The following is a 25,298-nucleotide window of genomic DNA, read 5'->3' on the forward strand; positions in this document are numbered from 1 at the left end:
GTTGCCGCCCCGACTTGTGATAAAAGACGGATTGGCTGATGAAAACCTTGGATACCATCACGTTTTGGGATGATCTGGTCGAGTACATCGACGACCGGCGCGTGGTGCCCATCGTAGGCGGTGAGCTTTCCCGCGTGCTCTACAACGGAAAATCCGAGCTGGTGGAGCGGATCGTTGCAGAACGGCTGGCGCAGCGGTTGGGGGTGGCCGTACCGGGGGACTCCGAGACCGAACCGATCAATACCGTTGCGGTCGAATACCTTGTCAATGGTGGACGGCGGGAAGATCTTTACCCGCGCGTACGCAACATCATGCGCGATCTCGCCTTGCCCGTGCCCGACTCTCTGCGCAAGCTCGCAGGTATCCGTCAGTTCAATCTCTTTGTTACCACAACTTTTGATTCGCTCCTCGAACACGCGATTGACCTGGAACGATTCGGCGGCGCACAAAAAACGCTCTCTATCGGCTACTCCCCGAATGGCGCAGGTGATCTCCCTGCCAACGCTGGTACCGAAGATCGGCCAGTGGTGTTTCATCTCCTCGGCAAGGTTTCGTCGCTGCCCGATTACGTCGTAACCGACGAAGACACTCTTGAGTTTCTTTACGCGCTGCAATCGGAACGCGGTCGCCCCGAACGATTGTTCGACGCTCTGCGGTCCCACCACCTGCTGCTCATGGGCACAGGGTTTCCCGATTGGCTCGCACGGTTTTTTCTCCGGTTAGCCAAAGGCTCACGGCTTTCCGGACAGCGCGACTCGCTTGAGGTCGTCGCGGATAAACTCGCCTGCGCGGATCGTAACCTCATCCTGTTTCTCCAGAATTTCAGCTACCGCACTCGTATTTTTCAGGATGGCGGAGCGTCAGAATTCGTAGATCAACTCTGCAACCGGTTAAGCGGACGCAAGAGTGTCCCGCCTCCAGCCGCGGAAAATACCACTATCCACGCGCAGGCCGCCACCAAGCCGGCCTCCGACGCCGCGGATAACGACGAAATGCCGCCCGGCGCGGTTTTCCTTAGTTACGCCAGCGAAGACCGTCCCGTGGTCAAAGCCATTCACGATGCCCTCGATGCCGCGGATGTTGAGGTGTGGTTTGATCAGGGACAGCTCGCTGGTGGAGATGATTTCGACAAACTTATTCGTCGGCACATCAAAAACTGTTCCCTGTTTCTTCCCATCGTGTCGAAACAGACCGAGGCACGGCTGGAGGGCTACTTCCGACTCGAATGGCGTCTCGCGGCGGAGCGGGCGCTCCAGATCGCGGAGGGGGTGCCTTTCATTGTGCCTATCTGCATCGATAACACAGACGCCTATGCCGCTTCGGTCCCCGGAAAGTTTCGTGAAGTGCAATGGATAAAACTGGAGGGAGGCAGGCCCACCAACGATCTCTGTGAACGTGTGCGAGAGCTGGTACGCGAATACCACCGACGGAAGCGGGGTGGCGCATGACCGCAAGCGCTCTCAACACCGACAACCTGAGCGTTGATCGGCAGAATCCGTGGCCGGGGCTGGAGGCATTCTCCGAGGATTACCGGGATTATTTCTTCGGTCGCTCTCACGAAACCAGTGAGATTCAGCGGCTGGTCACGCGCGAGACACTGACCGTACTCTTTGGTCAATCGGGACTGGGTAAAACCTCCTTGCTGCAGGCCGGTCTCTTTCCACTGCTGCGTGAACAAGACTACCTTCCCATTTATATCCGCCTCGACCATGGTGACACCCCGCCGACCCTGATCGAACAGGTAAAGCTCGCGATTACCAAAGCGGCTCGTGAATCCGGCACCGATGCGCCGTCGGCTACAGCCGAGATCACGCTCTGGCAGTACTTTCAGGATCGCTCTGTCGAGTTCTGGAGCAAGCGCAATCGCTTGCTGACGCCGGTGTTGGTTTTCGATCAGTTCGAGGAGATCTTTACTCTTGGAGCGCGCAATGACTCCACACGCGCTCGCGGACAATCGTTTCTCCGAGAGCTGGCGGACCTTGTCGAAAATCGTCCGTCGGAGTCAGTGCGCCGCCAGATTGAAGAAGGAAAACTGGACGCGGGAAAATATCTCTTTGACGAGCCTTGCGTCAAGGTCATTCTGAGTCTTCGTGAGGATTTCCTGGCGAATCTCGAAGGACTCAGGCCGTTGATGCGGAGCATCAACCAAAATCGCATGCGGCTGCTGCCGATGACGATTCGACAAGGCCTTGAAGTTATCCAGCGAGCTGGAGGGAATCTAGTTGAGCCGGAGGTTGCGCAGCAGATTGTAAATTTCGTCGCGGGGCGTGCTGGGGCACCGAATGTCGAAAAAGAAGAAGCCGACGACGAAATGCTCGAACAGCATGCCGTGCAGCCGGCACTGTTGAGCCTTTTCTGCCGAGAACTGAACAACCGGCGGCTGGCGCGAGGCCAATCACGCATCACCGCCGACCTGTTGGCGGACTCGCGCGATGAAATCATCGCCGCGTTTTACGAACGGGCCATGAGCCAGGTGTCTGAGGCCACGAGAGTCTTTGTCGAAGATCATCTGCTCACCCGCTCCGGGTTTCGTGACAACATCGCACTCGAAAGCGCGCTCGATGAGCCTGGCGTGACGCGCGATGCGCTTGATGCCCTGGTTCGCCAGCGGCTGCTGCGTGTTGAGGAGAGGTTGGGGGTCCAGCGGATCGAATTAACGCACGACGTGCTCGTGGCTCCCGTCCGTGCCAGCCGTCTGCGCCGCCAACAGCGTGAAGAACTCGCACGTGCCAAAGCAAGGGAGGCGGAGTCATCACACCGGCTCGCCAAGGCACGAAAACGCACGATCCGTTATGTGGCGCTGACGGGCCTTTCTTTAATCATCCTCGTATGTTTCACGCTGGTGCCGTGGCTCTTTGAAAGCAACCGGAAGATCAAAAAACAGAACGAGCAGATCAAAACAGAGATCAAGCGCGCCGAGCAGGAGGAGGCTGCCGCCAAGAAAGCCCGTCAAATTGCAGAGGAGAAGACCCAGGAAGCAAGGGTTAATCTCGCCAAGTATTACCGCCGCGTGCTCGAAGAGATGATAGGAGCTTCGCCCGCTCAACCCGCAGCCGCAGGTCAGATTCTCGCACAAGCAGTTCTCAATAGTAATTTTTCCGCGCCGGAGGCGGTCCGCCGCCTTGTACGCACCCCGCCGATGCGGATTGAAAGAATGGTTGAGCTTCCGGGTGTTGTACGACATCTCTGCGGCAGTCGTGACGGCCGCTGGCTCGCCGCGGTGGACGAAAACAAAAAGCTCTGGCTCATTGACTGGTTTTCCGGTGCGCCTCAAGCCTGGCCCAACCCCGCGGCTCAAGCAGTCGTGCAGTCCGTAGCTTTTTCTCCCAACGACGACCTGCTCTATATCCGACTCGAGGACGACACCCTGGTACGGTGGGATTACAAACGCAATGCTGAACGCGGACGACGATTGCTCCTTTCATTACCCGGCGGTGAAACGTCCGGTCGTGTCGAACATGCCGCCGTGGTGAACGATGTCTCGAACGAATCCTTGCCGATTGCTGTTTCGTTTGACGGAAGCACTGTGGCAGCGGCGCGAGCTGATGGGGGCGTTGTCGCCCTTTTCTTCGCCGGTCGCGAAGAACCTACGCGACTCGATATGTTTCTCCCTCGCGGGGGGACATCGCATGAAAAACGATCCGATGATCGATCGGACCAGGACAATGTCGCATTAGACGACACTCGCGATCACGCCTCTACACAAATCCGAGTGACTCCGACGCTGGGCTTTGTGGGTGTCGGACGGCGGATTGTTCTCTCTTCGCCGCTTGGCCCGATGGTGTGGGATCCGCCGACGCCGCCGGTCGGCTCCTCAGGCGGGGTAAGCGCGGGAATCAGCCGGCCGTGGCTGATCAAGGGACTGGCTCCGGGCGCCACCATCATGGACACCTCTGCTACGAGTCTCCTCGTGCAGCAACTTGACGGTTGTGTGGAAGTCTCCGCAACGGACCTGCGCAATCCGGACTATTCCGTTGCTCTCAACACACATCCGCCGATCGGTTCCCGTCGGATCGTCGGACCTTTCGTCAATGATTCACTCACCGCCAAGGGTAATCGCGTAGAAGTTGCCCGCAGCGGCAGTGTAAACCAAATTATTCTGACGCCCGGACCTGTGACCGCCATGCGATGGCGCGCCGACGGTCGCGGAGTCGCGATAGCCACGGCGGATGTTTCTGGTGCCAGACCGGGTGCAGGTGTCATTCGGTTATTCGTCGCAGATGAGGATCTACCGATCAATCCGGGGATGGATTGGGGGCAACCGATTGGATCAGATGCTGCTGGTCAGATCATCACACTCCGCCCCGGCCCCAGCGTGGTGGTGTATGACGCAGCACGTCGCTTTGCCAATCAGGCATATCGAGTTTCCGGAAGTGGTTTGATCGTTGCGGCTGGCATTCATGGAGACGAGGTGCTGATTGCGCGGGCGGACAACGCTTCGGTAAGCGTCGGTCCATTGCCCTGGAAGCAACCGCGCTTTGTCATTCCGGGCACCGGCCGGATGGACGCCGTCTTCAATGCCAAGGGCAATATGGTCGCCATCGCCAATGAAGGCAGGATTACCATTTATGAAACCACAGCAGGGCTATCAATGGCGGCGATCAAGCCGCCAGCATCAGCACCAGCTCCCGAAGGCTATGAATCGCGAAATCCCAATCTGTCTCGGGCGGAGTCCATAGCGTGGGCCGGTTCCATCATGGCATTTAATCCGGAAGGGACCTTGATCGCGTGGGCCTCGCCCACATCCACGGAGGGCGTGATCGCGGATACGACATCGGGAAGGATTCTGACTTCCTTCTTCACCCGTTCGCCTGCTCGTGCGATGGGGTTTGGGCCGCGAAACGAATCGCTGCTCATCACAACCAATCAGGGCCTTACCGTTGTAGATGTTGCATCAGGTCGAACGGTCCTCACGGATTTGTCCCGTGATCCGCAAGCGATATATCAGGCCGCCGACGCACTCGTGCTCATTCCCAACGCAGAAAATCCATCGCATCTCTGGGAGTTACTTCCCGACCGCCCCGCCTGGCAGCAACTCGACAAAGACCCTCGCGGCTTTTTTGAAATGCTGCAGCGCGACAGCGGAGTCCAATTACAGGGAGAGGGTGACAATGTGGTCGCCCTGTCTGACGAAGCGCAGGAAAAGCTGTTGAAAACCGCCGTTGTTTCCGCCATCGATCCCGATGTCGCGCAGATGCTTCGGCTGCACGCGGAAACGGTCGCTGCGTTTGAAGCCCTTGAAGCAAATCCCCCCGCTGAAATCAGCACCCTGCCGCAACAGGCTCGGGATATCGTCAAAAACTTCATGGCATTTTCAAATGCCCATCCGATGCTCACTACGCCCCTGCTGGACCTTTATCGCCGTCGATGGGATCTGTTCTCCATCGCCAAACCCACGGTTTCAACTGCTCAATTCGTGGCCTGGCGCGATGCCGTCGCCAGCGCGGCCCCTGTGCAGCGGGTAGCCCTGCTGGAAAACGCTCTTGCCTCGTTTGTATTGAGCGAGGACGACAGAGCAGACCTCGCCTCTCAACTGGGCCTCGGACTCTTGACCTGGCCCAACGCCAGTGAAGCTGTTCTCACCCGTGGCGTTGAAGTGTTGAGATTGGCACGAAATCTCGGGTATCAAAATTTTTATGCGATGGAAGCTGTGCCGGCAGCAGTCAAAAAGCGGCCCGACTACCTCGCGCTGTTCACGGCTGACTATCTGGAAAATAAATCACGGCCGCTTTGGGACAACCCCAAACCCGGCGAGGAAGACCTGCCCGGTGCGCTGGAACTCCTGAATCTTGCCGTCAATAACGAGCCGACAAATTACGTCGCGTGGCTGCATCGCGGCATCGTGCTGCGGCGCATGCAGCGCTATAAAGAATCGATTCAGAGTTACAACGAGGCTGCGACCTGTCCGGGCATCGACGCCACGGAGCGTGCCCGCGCTTATGCAAATATGGGAATCGCTTACAAAGTTCAAGGCCTGCCGTTCTACGACAAAGCACTGCAGAGTTTTGATAAAGCCATCGCCATTGCGCCGGATTTTGAATTCACCTATCAGGTGCGCTACGACCTTTTTGTGGCTATGGGCGAGTACGGCAAGGCGGCGGAAGACATCAAAAAGCGGATCGAACTCAAAGCTCCCGACGAGGCAAGCCTTCGCTTCACCCGCGCAAAGATGCTCTATCTGGCTCGAACACCCGACGACGCCGACGCGGAAATGGATCGCGCCATGTCGCTGGTTGGTCGAGATACCTACACCGCATGGGCACGTAAAGCCCGAACGCTGCGTGAAACATTTCTCGTCAATTATCGACCCGCAGCAGCCGAAGCCTACGACAAAGCGATCAGTCTGTTTCCTGCCCCGACAACTGACGCCCAAAGGCAAGCCTTGGCATTACTCTTGGCGGAGCGCGGCTCGGTCAGACGAACATTGCTGCGCTTTTCAGATGCCGAGGCTGATTTCAAACAAGCACTCGGTCTTGATCCTAAATCCCATTGGGCCATGGCTGAACTGGGCGGCATTCTTTACGACTTTGCTGCGTTTTCAGAAGCCGCGGCCCAACTGAAATCCGCGGTCGCCGGCCCCGGAGCCAATGATGATTGGGCGTGGAATCGGCTTGCCCGCGCCACAGAGAAATTAGGAAAAGCAGCCACCGCGACTGAATATTTTCTGCGTGCAACAGAACTGCATGCCGGCTGGCTACTCGATCTGGCGAGTCATTACCGTCGGATGGGTGATGCAGAAGCCGCGGAACGCACACTCAACGAAGCAATGAAATATCCTCGCTGGCGTGCCCTAGCCCTGATCATGTTGGGGCAGATGCCGCAACGAACGGACCCGCGCACGCCCGAAACTTTGTTTGCCGAAGCCGAAAAAGCAGCGGCCGCAGAAAACTCCCGCGCTAATCGCGCCCTGGCAAGAGCGCTTCTTGGCCGTTTCGATGAGGCCGAAGCCGATTTACTTTCCGTGGAAAAAAAATATCCGGGAGATTATTCCCTACTGTTTACCCGGGCGTTGGTGGAGTCAATTCGAGCGGGTGCAGCTAGTCCGCAGACACGCCCTCGGTTAATAGCGGTCGCGCTTGTGCGTCTGGCGCGGGCGGTGGAAGTTTTCAGCGCGGACTCGTTAGCTCTTGTCTCGAGTCTTGAGCTTAAACCCCTTGCTGACGATGCGGAATTCAAACTGCTGGTCCGGGCGACCTTAACACCCTATGCCAAAGGTGAGCGACTGATCCTGCTGGCTCGCTTCCATGCGTTGCTGGCTGCGCGTCTTTCTAAACTTGGAGGACTGGAAGCGGACACCGCAACAGAAATCACCCGTGCCGTTAACTGCCTGCGCGACGCACAGCAAATGGGCTATCCCAATACGGATCAAGTCCTGGCCGAAGACGCCTTCGAAATCGTGCGCCATCCGCCAAATCCCCCGCAGCCGACTACCGCCCCCGCAACGATGCCTGCTGCGACCTCACCCGCTACGCATCGCGCGGAGTAACGTGTTTCTGCTGGCTTTTCCCTGGATCTATTCCAAAGGCCTTGAGTGATCCCTTGGCGAGATAAACGCGCTCCAGCGTGAGCAGGTGCAGCGTCGCAGGAATCCATCCGAAAAGGCAGACAACCACGTCCAGCACGATCTGCACCACGGATGTACGGATCAAAAATCGCCTCATCACTCTGGTTGCGGTAAACGTCAGAATCAAAAACACAAGAAAGCACACAAGCGCAATCTGGAGTCCAAGCGTAAGCGTTTGAGAGGTCGGCATGTATCGCCCCGACCAGACAGCCGCGACCAGCATTGCGCCAAGAACAATCATCGTGACAATCAATGCGATGCGCAATGGTAGTGACAGCGCGACCGCTCGCAGCCCCCGCCGGGAGCCAACCTTCAGAAATTGTTCGAGTCTCCGCAGCCGTTTCGGGTCGTCAAACACTTCCGCCACGCGAAGAAACGGCCAGTCTTCCTGCCTGGTATCGCTTTCGCCCGGCGACGGAGAGTAATACCGCGCCGTCATTTGATATCCGCAATACATCAGCGTGTAGGCTTCAATGTCAGCAAATGAGTCAAGATCAGTCCGCAGGAGCGGCAGCAACCGCTGAACGCTCGCGGGTAGTCCGCTATCCGATTCGCCTGCGGGAATACTTGCTTGTTGTGGTGGCGCCTCCTTGGAGCCTTTATGAGCAATACTCGGCGATTCGATTCCGCGCTTAAGGTGAACAAACATCAGCCGTCGTTGCGCAGACGCTCTCTGCCGTGAAATGATTTCGCGGAACTGTGCAATACGCACCCGATTGAGCAGGATATGTGTAACCCGACCGAGCAGGCCCAGCGGATCCGTTCGGGGAATCGGCACATCCGCCAACTGTGAGCCCGCATCGCTGACGAGCAATCCGGTGCAATCCTGTTCAATGAGGCTGGCGGTGCCCTGATTATCGTGGACGCCGCCATCTACGAGGGTGACCGCTGTATCAGGATACAGCCCCATAAGTAAGACTGGCGGGAAAATACCGGGCACACACGCCGAAGCGGCAACCGCTTTGCCCAGACGTACCCGCCGATGACGCTGAGGGGCGTCGGCATAAAGCATCGGCTGGAGCCTCGCGTTGCTCTCCACCATTCGCACAAAGTGCGTACTCGCCTCGCCCATTGATGTGGGAGTGAATTGCCAGTTGTGGCCGGTGTTGATGCTTGTCGAGTTGAGGATCAGCGTCGGCACCTTGGCGCGACGTCGCCAGTTCTGATCGTCCGGATGAAATTCCTTTTCTCCCGCGGGTTTAATGGTCAACTCGTTGAGCCATCGAGGGCCGTTATCGCAGCCGTCGCGCACACGGCTGTAGATTTCACTTTCAATCAATTCACCAATGTGATCCGCAAGGGTGTACGCGGGTTTTACAAGCACCTTGAGGTTGATCCATAGCGAAGCCAAGGCACGCGTGCGTACGTTGCGTTGGACTCCGGCAAGAAAGTCTTCGTGTAATCGATGAACAATATCGATGTAGTCCTGTCGCGTGATCTCGTGATCACTTTTAGTCTGAAGCAAGTGTCGGATTTCAAGATAAAGCTGGGCACCGAGAATCGAGCCGCCTGAGACGCACGAGAGCACCTCGATGGAGCGCAGCGCATCCAGCTCCGCCAGGCGGGCGAGGACTCCAATATGAAAAAGAGAGGCGCGGAATCCCCCGCCGGAGAGTGCAAGTCCCGTCTTGCCCCGGAGCGTTGAACGGAGTGCTTCGACCTGATCAGGCAGATAATCCGCAAGAAATCGCCACTCCGGCGTCGCGCTGATCGCCTGTTCGGTTTGGTCGGACGCTCGAAGCAACGCCAGTGACGCCAATTGCGATAGCGTTGATTCGCGCTGCCACTCCGTGGCGTCGAGCTGATCCGCCAACCCCAGCCATCGACCTGCTGCGTCAAAATCACCAAGCCCAAAATAGGCTTCCACAAGTGTCGCCACTGTCCACCATTGCTTTCGCAGTTGTTCGCCGCCCGGTTCGTTTATCCGCTGCGTCAGGGTTTCGACAACTTGCTGCCGCAGCTTTCGTGATTCCTTGCGACGCAGATGCGAAGGATCGGGGATCAATCCGCGCTGGTATGAACTGCTTTCAATCTGCGACAAAACATCGAGGACAAAAGCCGCATTGATGGCGGTATAGCCAAGATCCCGGGCAATGCCCTCCCGCGCGCCTCGCAAATAAAGCGCAGCGGCGGCCTCGAGGTCCTGCTTGCGGCCGGTCAGAAACCACTTGCGCTTGTAAATGCCGCCCGCGACTCCGAGCGTCTCCTGATCGCGTGTGGTGGCTATGTCGGGGATCAGGTCCAGCGCTTCGTCATACCGTTCGTTGATTGGACGGTGTTTATCTTTTGCCGTGTAAAGAGCGGCGGCGGCAGCCATTTTGACCCGCATCGTTTCCGGCAACCCCTGCAGACGCGCTGCGCCATCCAGTAATGCTCTGGCGCGATCGAATTGCTGCTGCTGCGCCAAGGCGCGAGCCTCTTTGAGCAGCGATGCCGCCGCCAGCGAAGGGTCGCAGTTATCCTGCACCGTACTCATAGCTGCCCCGAAGTGAGGCCTTCAGAATAGCACGATAAGGAAAGGCTCTGTTAAACTCGACGCATGGCAAAGCCGGAAGATCAAACCGGACCCCTGCCGCTGGTGATCGGGGTGACGGGTCACCGCGATCTGGTTGAAACCGATCACGCCTCTCTTGTTACCGCTGTCGAAAAAGCCTTTACCGACTTGCGTCGCGCCTTGCCCCGCTGTCCGCTGGTTGTGCTATCCGCCTTGGCGGAGGGTGCCGATCGGCTCGTAGCCGAGGTGGCACTCAAACAGGGGGCTTTGCTCGTCGCCGTGCTTCCCATGCCACAGGCCGAGTACGAAAAAGATTTTACAACCTCGAAATCGATCGAAGATTTTCGTCGGCTGCTGGTCGCTTCGACCTCGGTAATCACGGTTGACGGCCACGGCCTGGTCCCCGGTGAGCCGCGCAGCGCCAGCTATGCGCGTGTCGGCGTGTACCTGGCCCGCTACTGTCAGGTGCTGTTGGCGCTCTGGGACGGCGATCCCACGGAAACGCAGGGCGGCACGTCACAGGTCGTTCGCTTCAAGCTTCGTGGTGCGCCGCCCTTGTCCAACCTGCTTGACCAGTCGCTCGACGTGCCCGAAACCGGTCCGGTATATCACATCGTCACTCCGCGCGTTCGAGGTTCGGAGATACGAGGCAAGCCGTTTGAGCTTATCAAGCTGTTTCCGCCCACACCGGCCGGCCAGCCCGAATCCTCCACAGATCTGAGCAATGGCTTCGACCTCATCGCACGATTCAACCGTGATGCGATCAAGCACGGCATCGATGCCGGCCTGGACGCCACTCCGTTTTCTCCAATCCCCGACACGTTGCCGCCGGACACCCAGGCAAGACTTCATAACATCGACGCCTATCACTCGCTCGCGGGTGGTCTCTCCACGCGATTTCAACGCCGCACACGAGTGGCGTTGCGCGGCGTGGCTATCCTGAGCCTGCTCGCGTTGGCGGCCCATCAATTTCATATCCGCGGATGGACCCCGCATAACTTCTGGCTGGGCACCTTTATCGCCTGCCTCGCCGTCGCCTATGGATGGTATTGGTTCACGATCAAGCAGCGAAATTATCAGAATCTCTATCAGGACTACCGCGCACTGGCCGAGGCGATGCGTGTGCAATATTTCTGGCTCCTCGCAGGAATTCAGGACAGCGTCCGCGACCATTACCTCCGCAAGCATCGCGGTGAAATGCGCTGGATCAGAGCTGCCATCTCCAACTGGTCCCTCGGCGCGTCAACAGCCGTCACGTCGATGACAGGTCGATCCAAAGCTCTTGAGCTCGTACTCACCCATTGGGTGCGTCATCAGTTGGACTATTACACAAGCCGCATCGTGCCGCAGGAGCGACAACATCACGCGCTTGAGTCCTGGACGAGATCGCTGATCATCGTCAGCGTGCTTAGCTTTATCACGATTACCGCCTTTGGTGTCACGGGTCACGTCAACGAGAAGCCGCCGTATCTGAACCCCTGGGGAGCAGCCGTTGTTCTGGCCTTGACTATCCTGGGATGCGGCTACGCCATTTTGCGCAGCCGAAATATCAGCCATACCCCCTCTCCGCCCGGTGCCTCCGCGGGGCGTGGTTCCGTCACACCGTGGCCGCTGGCATTTGCGATGACCGGCTATGCGGCGCTGACGGCTCTGGCGCTCTACCTTGCCTGGACCGCAACCGACGCACACGTACCGGATCGAATCAGCGACGCCCTGGCGGTCGCGGGCATCCTCGCTGCGGTGACGGCTACCATCGTCCACTTTTACGCGGAACGACTTGGTTTTGGTGACCACTTGCGGCTGTACACACGGATGCGCGACAGCTACGCCCGTGCCGACATGCTGCTCACGGAAATGATCGCTCAAGGCCGCGAACAGGAAGCGAGATCCGTGCTTCTGGAACTTGGTAAAGAGGCCTTGGCGGAGAATGCAGACTGGCTCCTGCTCCACCGAGGTCGTCCGGTTAACATCCCGCATTGACCCAAAAGCTTCCGGGAAAGAATCAGCCCAAGAGCGTTGGAACCCGGCAGCTTCGTACTGCGTCCAAGGTCTCAACGGGTCACGCCGGCATATTCCGCCAGGTTTCCCCTGTGTCTTTTCACGATCGGAGCACCCATGCTTCACTCCTTTTTCCGGATCTGGCTTCCCACTTTGTTGCTCATTGTTGCAACCGCCGCTCTTATTGTTCAGGCTCAACCTGAACCCGCAGCCATGACGCCGGAGTCGTTACGAAAGAAGGCGACGAAAGCAATGAACGACGGCAACTGCAACATTGCCTACGAGACTTATCGCAAGCTGGTGCTCGATCCCGCGGCCGATCCCGCTCGTGTCAGCGCGGACCTGAATGAGTCGGTACAGGCCCTGCGAAACCTGGGGCGGCCAAACGAAGTGGATGCGTATGTCGAAGATGCCGTCGCGCTGCACAAGGGCAACTGGCGTTTGTTGGTGCAGGCCGCAACCATCTATCTCTACAGCGAGCACCAGGGCTTCATCGTGGCGGGGAAATTCGAGCGCGGACCGCACCGCGGAGGAGTCGGCGGCAGGCGCGTCTGGTCCGATGAACGAGATCGCGTGCGCGCTCTACAACTCATGCAGCAGGCTATGCCGCTGGTTCTAAAAGACGGCGACAAGGCGGAAGCGGCGCAGTTTCATCTCAGTCTTGCACAGTTCGTTCTTGGTCAGCGCGGCGATTCCGACGCGTGGCGGTTGCAATACCTGACCGACCTGACAAAGCTGCCCGACTACGACGAGAACTATCCATACCACTATTACAACGGCAATTCCAAAGGCGCACCGGTTAACGCTGACGGCTCTCCGGTTCTGCATCACATTCCCAAAAGCTGGAACAACGCACAGTCTGATGGTGAGCGGTGGCGCTGGTGCCTGATGCAGGCAATGGAGCTGGACGTCACGCGCAAATATGAAGTGCAGTTCAACTACGCTAATTTTCTTCATCAGCAATTCGGCGTCCAGACCATGACCTATGCCTATTCAGGCATGCGCGGCTTTGGCCGTGACGACGAAGACGATGACACAAGAAAAAACGAGTCAGGAGTTTACGAGGTCAAAACTCTCGACGAGAGCGAAACCATCGCCCGGCTGGCAAACGGCATCAAACGGTTCAAGCTCGCTGACGAGTTCAACCCCATCCACGTACTCCGTGAATTGTTGTCGTCAAAAGACGTCAACTATGCGTGGCGTGCTGCTGAAATGCTTGCTCAGATTTTTGAAGATCGCCAGCAGTACGACAAAGCCGCCGACCTCTGGCGGCAACTCGTCGCCAATTACGGGAACAACGACCAGAAAGCGAACTGGCAGCGCCGGCTCGATCAAATCGTCAAGAATTGGGGCCAGTTCGAGCCTATCGGCACACAAGCTGCGAATGAAGCGGCAAAGGTCGGCTTTCGTTTCCGTAACGGCGACCATGTTTCCTTTGAAGCGTTCCAGATCGACGTCAAAACGCTCCTCAACGACCTGAAAGACTACATCCGAAACAAGCCGAAAGAGGTCGATTGGAATCGGTTTGATGTTAATAATCTCGGCTACAACCTCCTTGAGCGCGACCAGAAATACGTTGGCGAGAAGGTCGACGCCTGGGAGCAGGATCTCAAGCCGCGTGCCGGACATTTCGATCGACTGATTGAGATCGAGACGCCGTTGAAAAAGGCAGGGGCGTATCTGGTCACGGCCAAAATGAAGGATGGCAACGTCAGCCGGATCGTCTTATGGATCGCTGACACCGCCCTGATTAAAAAGCCGCTGGACGGCGGGATGTTCTACTTCGCCGCCGATGCGGTTTCGGGTAAACCCATCGCCAAAGCGAACCTCGAATTCTTCGGCTACCGCACGCGATGGGTGCCCAATGACGCCAAAGATCGGGGTGGCGGGCACTATGTCATTGATACGCAGAATTTTGCCGAGTTCACGGATGCCGACGGTCAATTTCTCAGCAAGCTGCCCAACGACAACGACCGCAACTCCTACCAGTGGCTGATTACCGCGACAACACCCGAAGGTCGGCTCGCATATCTGGGCTTCACCAACATTTGGGCGGGGCGGTATTACGACTATCAATACAACCAAACCAAGACGTTTGTCATCACCGATCGGCCGGTCTATCGCCCCGACCAGACGGTGAAGTTCAAAGCCTGGATTAATCACGCCCAGTATGACCAGAAGAACAAGTCCGCCTTCGCCGGCCAGAAATTCGCCGTTGAAATTTATGATCCTCGTCACGAAAAAGTCTGGGCCGGAACCCTCACCGCAGATGAGTATGGCGGCGTGGATGGCGAACTATCGCTTCCGAAAGACGCGGCGCTCGGCGTGTATCAGATTCTGTTTATCAATCACGGCGGAGTCGGCACCTTCCGTGTCGAGGAATACAAGAAGCCGGAGTTCGAAGTCAGCGTCGAAGCGCCGACGGAGCCGGTCATGCTTGGCGACAAGGTGACCGCCACGATCAAGGCCAACTACCTCTTCGGCGCGCCGGTTACCGAAGGCAAGGTGAAGTACAAAGTTCTCCGCACTGGGTTTGAAAGCACGTGGTACCCGCTCGCTTCGTGGGACTGGTTCTATGAGCCGGGCTACTGGTGGTTTGCCTGTGACTATCCGTGGTATCCCGGCTGGGGGTATTGGGGTTGCAAGCGGCCGTGGTTCCCCTGGTGGGGTTGGCGTCCCCCTCAACAGCCGGAGTTGGTCGCCGAAGCCGAGGCGCCATTAACCGCCGACGGCACGGTGAAGGTTGAGATCGATACCGCGCTGGCCAAAGCCATCCACGCCGACGAGGATCACCGCTACGAGATTACTGCTGAGGTCACAGACGCATCGCGCCGCGTGATTGCCGGCAAGGGAACGGTGCTGGTCTCACGTAAACCTTTCAAGGTTTATGCCTGGGTAACCCGCGGCTATTACCGAACCGGTGACGTGGTGGAGGCGTCCTTCTCCGCGCAGACACTCGACAACAAGCCGGTCAAGGGCACAGGGGTGCTGCACCTCTACAGCGTGACTTACGGCAAAGACATGAAGCCGGTCGAAAAGGAAGTCCAGCGCTGGGAGCTGCCTACCGATGAGTCCGGACATGCTGCTGTCAAAATCAAAGCTGCGGCCGGCGGACAGTACCGCCTCAGCTATAAGGTCACCGATGCTGCGAAACACGAGATTGAAGGCGGGTACGTCTTCACCGTGGTCGGCGGAGATTTTGGAGATGGCGCCCAGTTTCGGTTCAACGATCTTGAGTTGATTACCGACAAGCGCGAGTATGCGCCGGGCGAGAAAGTCCAACTCCAGATCAATACCAATCACGCAGACTCGACCGTGCTGCTTTTTGTCCGCGCTTCCAATTCGACATACCTCGCGCCGAAGCTGATCGCGCTCAAAGGCAAGAGTGCGCAGGAGGCGATCGAGATTGTGCAAAAGGATATGCCTAACTTTTTTATCGAAGCTCTGACCATCTCAGATGGCAAAGTCTATTCCGAGGTGCGCGAGATCGTCGTGCCTCCTGCCAGCCGGGTGTTAAACGTGGAAATCACCCCGTCGGCACAACGATACAAGCCCGGCGAAAAGGCAAAGATCAAGATCAAACTCACTGGTCCGGACGGCAAACCATTCATCGGCAGCACCGCACTGACAATCTATGACAAGGCGGTCGAATACATCAGCGGCGGGTCAAATGTGCCGGAAATCAAGGCGTTTTTCTGGAAATGGCGACGTTCACACAGCGTTTCCACGGAGAGCAGTCTCAACAAGATGGGAGACAACCTCGTCAACCGCGGCGAGGTTGCAATGAATGCGCTGGGGGTGTTTGGCCAGATGGTGGCTTCGCTTGAGGAGCGTCAAGAAGGCGCCCAGGTGGCACCGCTCGCAAGACTACGCCGCGGCAAGGGTGGCGTCGCGATGGCTGATGCTGCCGAACCCATGAATGCCATGAAGGCCAGCCGTGAAATGCCTATGGCCTCCGCCGCACCAGCAGAGAACGAGAAAGATGCACTTGGAGCAGTCAATCTGGGTGATGACGACTCCAGTGCCGCAGTAGTAGTACAGCCCACCGTCCGGTCCAACTTCGCAGACACCGCGCTCTGGGTGGCGAGCCTCACCACCAACGATGCCGGCGAAGGCGAGGTGGAGCTGACCATGCCCGAAAATCTGACAACATGGAAAACCCGAGTCTGGGCGATGGGACCGGGCACACAGGTCGGCCAAGGTGAAACGGAGGTCATCACCAGCAAAAACCTGATCGTCCGCCTTCAGGCCCCGCGCTTCTTCGTTGAGAAGGACGAAGTCGTGCTCTCCGCCAACGTACACAACTATCTCAAGGACAAGAAGCGCGTCAAAGTTGTGCTGGAGGTCGATCAGACGGGCGGCGGGAGGATCGCGCCTAAAGACATAGCGATCCATCGCATGGACCCGGATCATTGGTCGCTGCCGGAAATCGTGGACGTCCCCGCCAACGGCGAGGCCCGAGTGGATTGGCGCGTGAAAGTCGAACACGAGGGGCAGATTCTCGTCCGCATGAAAGCCCTCACCGACGAAGAATCCGACGCCATGGAAATGAAGTTTCCCGTCTATGTCCACGGCATGCTCAAGATGGACTCTTTCTCAGGCGTGATCCGGCCCGACAAGGACTCCGCCTCCGTAACGATGAAGGTGCCTACGGAACGACGCCCCGAGCAAAGCCGCATCGAGGTCCGTTACTCCCCGACCCTCGCCGGGGCCATGGTCGACGCGCTGCCTTATCTCGTTGATTTCCCCTATGGCTGCACCGAGCAGACGCTCAACCGTTTCCTCCCCACCGTCATCACGCAGCAAACGCTGATGAAAATGGGGCTGGATCTCAAAGATATTCAGAAGAAGCGAACCAACCTCAACGCACAGGAGATCGGCGACGATCAGGCTCGCGCCAACGACTGGAAACGGGTCAAACAGGCGCGACATGGTGACGACGATAACCCCGTCTTTGACTCCGATCGGGTCAACGAAATGGTCAAAGCCGGCGTCAATCGCCTGACTTCCATGCAATGCTCCGACGGCGGTTGGGGATGGTTCAGCGGCTGGGGCGAGCAAAGCTACCCGCACACGACAGCGCTGGTCGTCCATGGCTTCCAGGTTGCCCGCGCTAATGATGTCGCCATCGTGCCGGGTGTGTATGAGCGCGGCTTCGAATGGCTTAAACGCTACCAATCCGAGCAGGTCCGCCTGCTCAAAAACGCTGCAAACAAAGAGCTGCATCGCAACGATTACAAGGATTCCGCCGACAACCTCGACGCCTTCGTTTACATGGTGCTCGTCGATGGTGGAACCAATGACAAGGACATGCAGGACTTCCTCTACCGCGATCGCAACAACCTTGCGGTGTACGCCAAGGCCATGCTTGGCCTGGCGCTGAACACGCTCAAGGTCAATGATCGCCGCGACATGATTATCCAGAACATTGAACAGTTCCTCGTTCAGGACGATGAAAACCAAACCGCCTATCTCAAGCTGCCCGAAAACAACTGGTGGTGGTGCTGGTACGGCAGCGAGAACGAGGCACAGGCCTATTACCTCAAGCTGCTCGCCGCGAGTGATCCAAAGAGCGAAAAGTCATCGCGGCTCGTGAAGTACCTCATCAACAATCGCCGACACGCTACCTACTGGAACAGCACGCGCGATACTGCGATCGTCGTCGAAGCCTTTGCCGATTACATCAAGGCTTCCGGTGAGGATCAGCCGGATATGACGGTCGAGCTGTGGCTCGACGGGAAAAAGCAGAAAGAAGTCACGATCAACAAGGAAAACATCTTCTCCTTCGACAATAAACTCGTACTCGAAGGCAAAGATGTAACCGCTGGTGAACACAAGCTGGAGTTGCGGCGTCGCGGCAAAGGCTCGGTTTACTTTAATGCCTACCTGACGAACTTCACGCTCGAAGATCCGATCAGCAAGGCTGGTCTGGAGATCAAGGTTAACCGCAAATACTACAAGCTCGTACGCGAAGACAAGACCATCAAAGCCCAGGGCGATCGCGGGCAGGCGGTGGATCAGAAGGTGGAGAAGTATCGTCGGGAGTTGATCCCCGGACCGTTTGATCCGAAGGCAGGCAAAGCAACTCCGCTCAAGTCCGGCGACCTCATCGAAATCGAGCTGGAGGTCGATTCAAAGAACGACTACGAATACATCATGCTCGAAGATATGAAGGCTGCGGGCCTTGAACCCATGGAAGTACGCAGCGGTTACAACGGCAACGAACTGGGCGCATACATGGAATTGCGTGACGAGCGCGTGACGCTTTTCTGCCGCACCCTCCCACGAGGCAAGAGCAGCGTGACGTATCGCATGCGGGCGGAAATCCCCGGTGTCTTCAGTGCCCTGCCAACCAGAGCCAGCGCGATGTACGCGCCGGAACTGCGGGCAAACTCAGACGAGATGAAGGTGACGGTGGAGGATTAACGCGGATGGTGATTGGATAAGGATCGCCGTCAGCGCGGCGGGCCGAGAATCTTCCGTAATTGTCCGTCGTTTGCCGACAGTAATTGCTCTGCGGCGGCGCGATCGACCTCGCGCCTTGCCATGACCAGCGCGAGCTTCACGCTGCCGCCGGCTTTTTCGAGAAGCGTCAGTGCGTCTTCCCGCGTGAGGCTGGTTTGTCCGGCAATAATTCGCGCCGCGCGGTCAACGAGCTTGGCGTTGGTCGCACGGAGATCCACCATCAGGTTGCCCCATACCTTGCCCAATCGAACCATCGCGACCGTGGTGATCATGTTGAGTGCGAGCTTTGTCGCGGTGCCCGCCTTCATCCGGGTCGAACCGGTGACCGCTTCGGGGCCGACCAGCAGCTCAACGACATGGTGGGGATGTGTGTCCGCAACTCGGCCCGATATTTCGCCGTCCAGCTTTACGCAGCAAATCATCCCCGTCCGCGCGCCGCGTCCCTTCGCCAGCCGAATCGCCCCCCACACATAAGGCGTCGTTCCGCCCGCCGCGATACCGACGACCACGTCGTCAGGGCCTATCTTCAGCTTCTCGATCTCCGCACGCGCGCCGTTAGGATCATCTTCCGCCCCCTCGCTGCTGTTGCGCAAGGCGGAGTCGCCTCCCGCAATGATGCCGACCACCATCGAGGGATCCGTGTGAAACGTAGGCGGACACTCGGAAGCGTCGAGCACTCCCAGGCGGCCGGAAGTACCCGCACCGAAATAAATGAGCCTTCCGCCGCGCTCAAATGCAGCAACGACATCCTCGACGAGCCTTGCGATTGCAGGGATCGCTGCGCCGACCGCAGCGGGAATCATCGCGTCTTGATTGTTGAGCAGCCGCAGCGCGTCGCCGATCGACACCGCATCGAGCGCAGCTGACTGCGTGTTGCGCTGCTCGGTGGCGAGGTGGCCGCGATTGGGAAGGTCGGTACTCATTGCTTCATCTCACAGCGGTTGCTGTTGTTTGACTCGATTCTTGACCAGGGCTGGAGAATGTTTCTCCTCTGTTCTATCTCCTTCACGGATACGCCCACGCCCCCGCGCGGCCGGGAGCTGTTGCCCCCGTCACCTGCGGCAGCGTGATCGGCACGCCATCCTGTGAAAGCGCGCCAAGCACCGCGAACCCCATCGCTTCACGGGCATCAATCGGAATTCCTACCTCGTCGGAGAGAACGACTTTGTCGGTCTCCGAGATTCGGGCCTTCATTTCGTTGACCAGTGTCGGATTTCGGGCACCGCCTCCCGCGAGGATCACACGGTCGGGGCGCATTGTTCTGCTGACCGCCGCGATCCGATTCACAATTTCGACGACGGCGGCGGCCAGCACCTCACGAGGTCGAAGTTTCGCGCCGGTGACTCGTATCAGTTCATCAAACCACGCATCATCAAACTGCTCGCGGCCATGAGAGCGAACACGATCAATCCGCTCCGACACCATGCGCCCGATCGTGCCAATCATCGACTCATCCGGCTTCGCCCCGGTTGAAAATCGCCCGTCGGCATCAAATTGATGAGGCGGAAACAGTCGTGATACCAAGCCGTCCAACAGCAAATTACATGGACCGATGTCGGCTCCCCGGATGGACCGCCGCGGCTCTTTTAGATCGGTCCAATAGGTGACATTGCAGATGCCGCCAAGGTTGACTACCAGATCGCGCGGCCCTCGATACATCACCCAGTCACTCAGGGGTGTGATCGGCGCGCCCTGACCGCCGGCGACCAGATCCGCCTGTCGCAGGTCGTAGCACGTCGGCACTTTCAACCGTCGCACGATCGGCCAGGGATCAAAGAGTTGCCACGACATCCCCGCATTTCCGCTTGCTTCGCGGTTGTCGGGTGCATGCCAGATCGTCTGACCGTGGGCAACGACAAAATCCAGCTGCCCGCAACCTTCCTGTTTGCAAAGCTGCTCAACCACCTCCGCGTGGAGTTCGCCGAGCCTGCGTGACGCCCGCATGAATCGGATCGGCTCTGCCGCGCCGCCGCTTGCAAAGTGGCGTAACTCATCACGCAGGCTGTCCAGCGGTGCGCTCACCATGCCGACATACTTCGTCTTCATCTCCAAGCCATGACCGGAGATGACGACCAGAGCAGCGTCGAGACCATCGAGGCTCGTGCCGGTCATGCAGCCGGCGACCAGACGAATGTCGAGTTGGTTGCTCATCCGGCTGATTAGCTTATCCTTTTCGTTCCCCGAATCGCCTTACAAGAGATTTAATCATGGCTGACAACCCTTCACCCAAACCTGTTCGCCTCGGCTTCGTCGGTGCGGGCTACATGGGACAACTCGCCCACATCGAAAACTACTGGAAACTACCCGGCGTCGAGCTGGTTGCACTCGCGGAAGGACGCCCAAAGACCGCAGCACTGGTCGCCAGAACTTATGGCATCGGCGAGGTCTATGGCCACCACAGTGAAATGCTCGCCAAGGCAAAGCTCGATGCGGTTGTGGCGATCACGCCGTTTCAACTCAACGCAGAACTGGTCGAAGACGCGCTCAATGCCGGCAAACACGTCATCACTGAAAAACCGCAGGTCAATACCTCGAAAAAGGGGCACGAGCTGATCGAGCTGGCAAAAAGAAAAAACCTGATTTATCAGGTCGGGTACATGAAACGGTTCGACCCCGGCGTACGCTGGGCCAAGGCGCGCATCGCCGCCTGGAAAGAAAGCAACGAATACGGGCCGATGATCTCGATGCGCCTCTGGTGCTCGCACGGAGCCTGGAACTGGTTCCGGGAGCCAGCCCTCAATGCGGGTGACGAGCCGGCTGTCTATCCATCAAAAATCGAACCCAAACCCGACTGGATGACGGAAGAAACCTGGGGCTGGCGCGGCCATATGGGCTGGACCAACTACTACTCACACCAAACGAACCTCGCGCGATACGTAGCTGGTGAAGACTACACCCTTGAGTACGCCAAGCAGCTCGACCTGCCGTCAGGACGAAGTCACCTGATTTTCTGCGGCTTTGAGAAAAGCCGGGCAAATCTGCTGCTGGAGTTCACCGGCCATTCACATAACCACTGGGACGAGGGCGTTGAAGTCCGCTTTGCGCGGGCGACCCTACATATCAAAATGCCTGCTCCGCTTGCTTCGCGGCAGATCGCGGAGGTGCGGGCGTATGAATTTCCGCAAAAAGGTGAAGCGCGGGAGACGAGACCGTTCCTCGAGCCTATCGACGGATTTGCTGCCCAGGCGCGGCAATTTGTCGCCTGTGTCCGGGGCGAAGAGTCTCCCCTCTCACCCGCAGCGGAGGCTGTCAAAGAAATCGAGTTCTCTGAATCGTTAATGCGTGTTTATCAGGATCGCAACAAACCATGAAAACCAACCAAATTGCTATCAACTCAATTTCGACCCGGCACAAAGACCTTGACGAGGCGCTTGCTTCGTATGCCGCGGCGGGATTTCGGCATGTCGAGTTTGCGATCCCACAGGTCAAACAGTGGATGAATACTCCCTCCGCCAACGCGCGATCAGCAGCCGACTTGAAGACGCTGCTCGCAAAACACGGGCTGGACTGCATTGGCGGATTTGAGACTTCCCTGACCGCCTTTGGTGACGCGGAAGCGAGAAAAAAGAACCACGCGCTCCACATCGCCAACGCGACGCTCATGAGCGAGCTGTCAGGCGGTGCGCCGGTCACCCTGGTGATGGGAACCGATGGCGACTCGGTGAACAACCTCGACACCCTCAAGGCCATCGGCCGGACCGCGCGGGAGCTGGCTCGTGAATTTCCACGAGGTGCGAAGATCGGGCTGGAGTTCAACTGGTCGCCCGTGATGAAGTCGCTCCGAAGCGCCTCCGTCGTGGTCGAAGAGGCAAACGATGACCGCGTTGGCATCCTTTTTGACCCCGCCCACTATCACTGCACTCCGAGCAAGTTTGATGACCTGACACCCAAGGTTGTAAAGCAAATCGTACACGTGCACGTGGACGACATGCGCGACAAGCCAGGCGACCGCAGTGACTGCAACGCGGATCGCGTATTGCCGGGGGAAGGCGTCGTTGGGATCAAAAAGTTGATTAACCACCTTGAAGCACTGGGTTATCGCGGGTTGTTTTCGATTGAGATGTTCAGTGAGGAACTCTGGGCGATGCCCTCGCAGGTCGCGGCGAAAAAAATGTACGACGCCATGACAAGGCTCGCGTCATAACGCAACGGCGTTTGATTGCGTAAATGCTCCTTCCTTTGCATAAGCTGCAAGCGATCGGGAGATACTCGCCGATAAACCCCGGATGGCCCTGCGGCGCGAAACACTCACGGAGGTTTATCTCAATCGGCGGATGGCAGCACTTGTTCTGCTTGGGTTTTCCTCCGGCCTGCCGCTGCTGCTGACTCAGGACACGATGGTCGCCTGGCTCAAGGATGCCAAGGTGTCCATCGAGGGGATCGGCGTGTTCGCGCTAGTTGGCCTGCCTTATTCCCTCAAATTTCTCTGGGCACCGGCGATGGACCGATTTTCGCCGCGCCTTGGCCGGCTCGGACGGCGAAGAAGCTGGCTCGTGATCGCGCAGGTGCTGCTCATCATCGCGATCGCTGCAATGGGATTGATCGATCCCGGCCAGAAGGTGTTTCTCTTCGGCGCGATGGCGATGACGGTCGCCTTCTGTTCAGCTAGCCAGGACATCGTTTCCGACGCCTACCGTACGGACATTCTGCCCCACCAGGAGTTGGGAGTCGGCGCTGCTTTTCACGTGAACGGCTACCGCATCGCGATGATTGTCGCTGGAGGCGCAGCCCTGATCCTTGCCGACTACATCGGCTGGAAAAGCGTCTATCTCTTCATGGCGGTGGGATTGTCTGTCGGGCTGCTGGGCACCCTGCTGGCGCCGGAACCGCCATCACAGGCGCAACCTGAAAGTTTCGCAGCCGCTGTGGTCGAGCCGTTCCGCGATTTCTTTATCCGCAACGGCAATGCTGCGTGGTTCGTCCTGATTTTCGTCTTTTGCTTCAAGCTGCCCGATCCCATGGCTTCGTGGCAGACCAACACTTTTCTCAAAACACTCCAATTTTCCAATTCTGACATCGGCATCGCTCGCCAATGGTTTGGGCTGGTCGTCACGATCGTCGGAGCCTTGATCGGCGGCGGGATCGTGGCGCGGCTCGGACTGATCCGCTCACTCTGGATCATCGGCGCACTCCAGGCGGCAAGCAACGCAGGGTTTCTCCTGCTGGCTCTCAGCACCAAGTCCTACCCGCTCATGATTTCCGTCATAGGCTTCGAAGCGTTCTGCGCGGGACTGGTGACGGCAGGATTCGTGGCTTATCTCATGAGTCAATGCTCCACCCGCTACTCAGCAACACAGTACGCCCTGCTGACCAGTCTGATGGCGCTGGCGGGCGTGCTGATCAAGACGCCGACGGGCTATCTGGCCCAGGCGGTGGGCTGGCCGTGGTTTTTCACGATCACCATTCTCGCGGGATTACCCGGAATGATCATGCTGCTGTTCTTGCGCGAACCGGTAACCTCTCAGGCTCTCGACGTGTTGCTGTCTTCCGACACTTAATAAAACATGACCGCGTGACACTGCTGCCTGCGAGTGGCGTACCACAGACCTCTTTTCGCTGCGTCATTCAGCCGCGCGGGTGAAACTTTTCGATGACCTGCTTGAGTCGTCCCGCATCCACGTGAGTGTAGATCTGAGTCGTCTTGATATTTGAGTGGCCGAGCAGTTCCTGAACCACACGAAGGTCCGCCCCGCCCGCGAGCAGGTGGGTCGCAAACGAATGGCGGAGCGTGTGCGGATGGACATTGCGCAAGCCCGCACGATGGGCGTGCTTCACCACGATCTGCCAGACAACGATGCGTGTAATGGGCGCACCGCTGCGCGATAGAAGCAAATGATCCGTCGGCCGCGCTTCCCGAAGCAGTCGGGGGCGCAGTTCGTCGAGGTATTTCCGGGTCGCGGCCAGTGCGGGTTTACCCAGGGGTACGATCCGTTCTTTGTTGCCTTTACCGATAACCCGCACCACGCCAAGATCCGCATGAAGACCCGGCACGGTAAGGTCTGCGATTTCGCTGGCGCGCAGGCCGCCAGCGTAGAGAAGTTCGAGCAGCGCCACATCGCGCAGGTACAACGCGTCGCTCGGCTGCGGGCCGGCGAGTAAGGCTTTGATCTGCTCCTTCCCCAGCACAGAGGGAATCGTCTGCCAGTTACTCGGCTGAGTCAGCAGCTCCGCCGGGTCCGTTTTGGTAAAGCCCGCGGAACAGAGGTACCGCCCAAAAACCCGGATCGTCGCCACGTGCCGTGAAATAGACGATGTTGACAGTCCCTTGCCGTCAAGAAATCGCAGATGGTCTGCGATGGTTTCGAGCTTCAGTGATGACCAGTCGCCGAGATTTTTCGACTCCATCCACGCCTGAAGGTCACGGAGGTCGCCGCCATAGGCCTCGATGGTCGCATTGGAAAAGCCGCACTCAATGCGACAGTAGCCGAGAAATTCCTGGATCGGCCGGACAAAGGCGCTGGCGCGAAGCGTGGCGTCCGGATTGCGCGACCGCGCGACCAGCCGCACGGGTGTGCCCGGGGGCAGAGGCTTGCCGCCTTTGGTCGAGGCGTGTGTCGGCGGGATGGGGGTGTTTGCACTCATGGGCATGAAAGCGTGCCCGCAGGAGACCTGCGGCTCGGCGCGCCAGAGTGCTATCGGCAGTGGTATTGGGTCGGCGTGAATCTGCCTCAAATAACGGCTGGTAAATCAGGAAAATGATTGCACTATTTCAGGCGCTATATTGGAAATGATCGTTGAATACTGGCTATGGACGATAGTACAATAGCTTATGCGGTT

General features: G+C 58.1%; 11 protein-coding genes. 7 read left to right on the top strand and 4 right to left on the bottom strand.

Annotated features, from left to right (window positions below; genetic code table 11):
• The first annotated feature begins 38 nt into the window (after positions 1–38).
• The gene (locus tag IT444_01050; protein MCC7191341.1) at positions 39–1,448 is read left to right on the top strand and encodes a toll/interleukin-1 receptor domain-containing protein; all 1,410 of its coding nucleotides are present in this window, start codon (positions 39–41) and stop codon (positions 1,446–1,448) included.
• Positions 1,445–7,486, top strand: a complete 6,042-nt coding sequence (locus IT444_01055; GenBank protein MCC7191342.1) for a hypothetical protein — start codon at positions 1,445–1,447, stop codon at positions 7,484–7,486. Before IT444_01050 ends, IT444_01055 begins: the two co-directional genes overlap by 4 nt.
• Here IT444_01055 and IT444_01060 read toward each other — a convergent pair.
• On the bottom strand, positions 7,467–10,040 hold the full coding sequence (locus IT444_01060) for a patatin-like phospholipase family protein (protein MCC7191343.1): 2,574 nt from the start codon (positions 10,038–10,040) through the stop codon (positions 7,467–7,469). The genes IT444_01055 and IT444_01060 overlap by 20 nt on opposite strands.
• A 63-nt stretch (positions 10,041–10,103) precedes the next feature.
• Between IT444_01060 and IT444_01065 the strand changes: the two genes are divergently transcribed.
• Both IT444_01065 and IT444_01070 read left to right on the top strand, forming a co-directional pair.
• Positions 10,104–12,038 carry a hypothetical protein gene (locus tag IT444_01065; GenBank protein ID MCC7191344.1) on the top strand — a complete coding sequence of 645 codons (1,935 nt, stop codon included), beginning with the start codon at positions 10,104–10,106 and terminating at the stop codon, positions 12,036–12,038.
• 135 nt (positions 12,039–12,173) lie between these two features.
• Positions 12,174–18,482, top strand: coding sequence for a hypothetical protein (locus IT444_01070; GenBank protein MCC7191345.1), 6,309 nt, complete (start codon positions 12,174–12,176; stop codon positions 18,480–18,482).
• Between the two features lie 29 nt (positions 18,483–18,511).
• Here the strand turns inward: IT444_01070 and murQ are convergent, their stop codons facing one another.
• Both murQ and IT444_01080 read right to left on the bottom strand, forming a co-directional pair.
• Positions 18,512–19,444, bottom strand: coding sequence for an N-acetylmuramic acid 6-phosphate etherase (murQ, locus tag IT444_01075; GenBank protein ID MCC7191346.1), 933 nt, complete (start codon positions 19,442–19,444; stop codon positions 18,512–18,514).
• An 82-nt stretch (positions 19,445–19,526) separates the two neighbouring features.
• Complete coding sequence (locus IT444_01080; GenBank protein ID MCC7191347.1) at positions 19,527–20,672, bottom strand: anhydro-N-acetylmuramic acid kinase; 1,146 nt, start codon at positions 20,670–20,672, stop codon at positions 19,527–19,529.
• 56 nt (positions 20,673–20,728) lie between these two features.
• Here IT444_01080 and IT444_01085 point away from each other — a divergent pair, with 56 nt between their 5' ends.
• From IT444_01085 to IT444_01095, 3 genes are all read left to right on the top strand, one after another.
• On the top strand, positions 20,729–21,832 hold the full coding sequence (locus tag IT444_01085) for a Gfo/Idh/MocA family oxidoreductase (protein ID MCC7191348.1): 1,104 nt from the start codon (positions 20,729–20,731) through the stop codon (positions 21,830–21,832).
• Entirely contained in the window at positions 21,829–22,665 is an 837-nt protein-coding gene (locus tag IT444_01090; GenBank protein MCC7191349.1) for a sugar phosphate isomerase/epimerase, read from the top strand. Before IT444_01085 ends, IT444_01090 begins: the two co-directional genes overlap by 4 nt.
• Positions 22,666–22,747: 82 nt before the next feature.
• Complete coding sequence (locus IT444_01095; GenBank protein ID MCC7191350.1) at positions 22,748–24,019, top strand: MFS transporter; 1,272 nt, start codon at positions 22,748–22,750, stop codon at positions 24,017–24,019.
• 67 nt (positions 24,020–24,086) lie between these two features.
• Here IT444_01095 and IT444_01100 read toward each other — a convergent pair whose 3' ends face one another.
• Positions 24,087–25,103, bottom strand: a complete 1,017-nt coding sequence (locus IT444_01100) for a tyrosine recombinase XerD (protein ID MCC7191351.1) — start codon at positions 25,101–25,103, stop codon at positions 24,087–24,089.
• Positions 25,104–25,298 lie beyond the last annotated feature (195 nt).

This window comes from Phycisphaeraceae bacterium (genome assembly GCA_020851465.1).
GTDB lineage: Bacteria > Planctomycetota > Phycisphaerae > Phycisphaerales > Phycisphaeraceae > JADZCR01.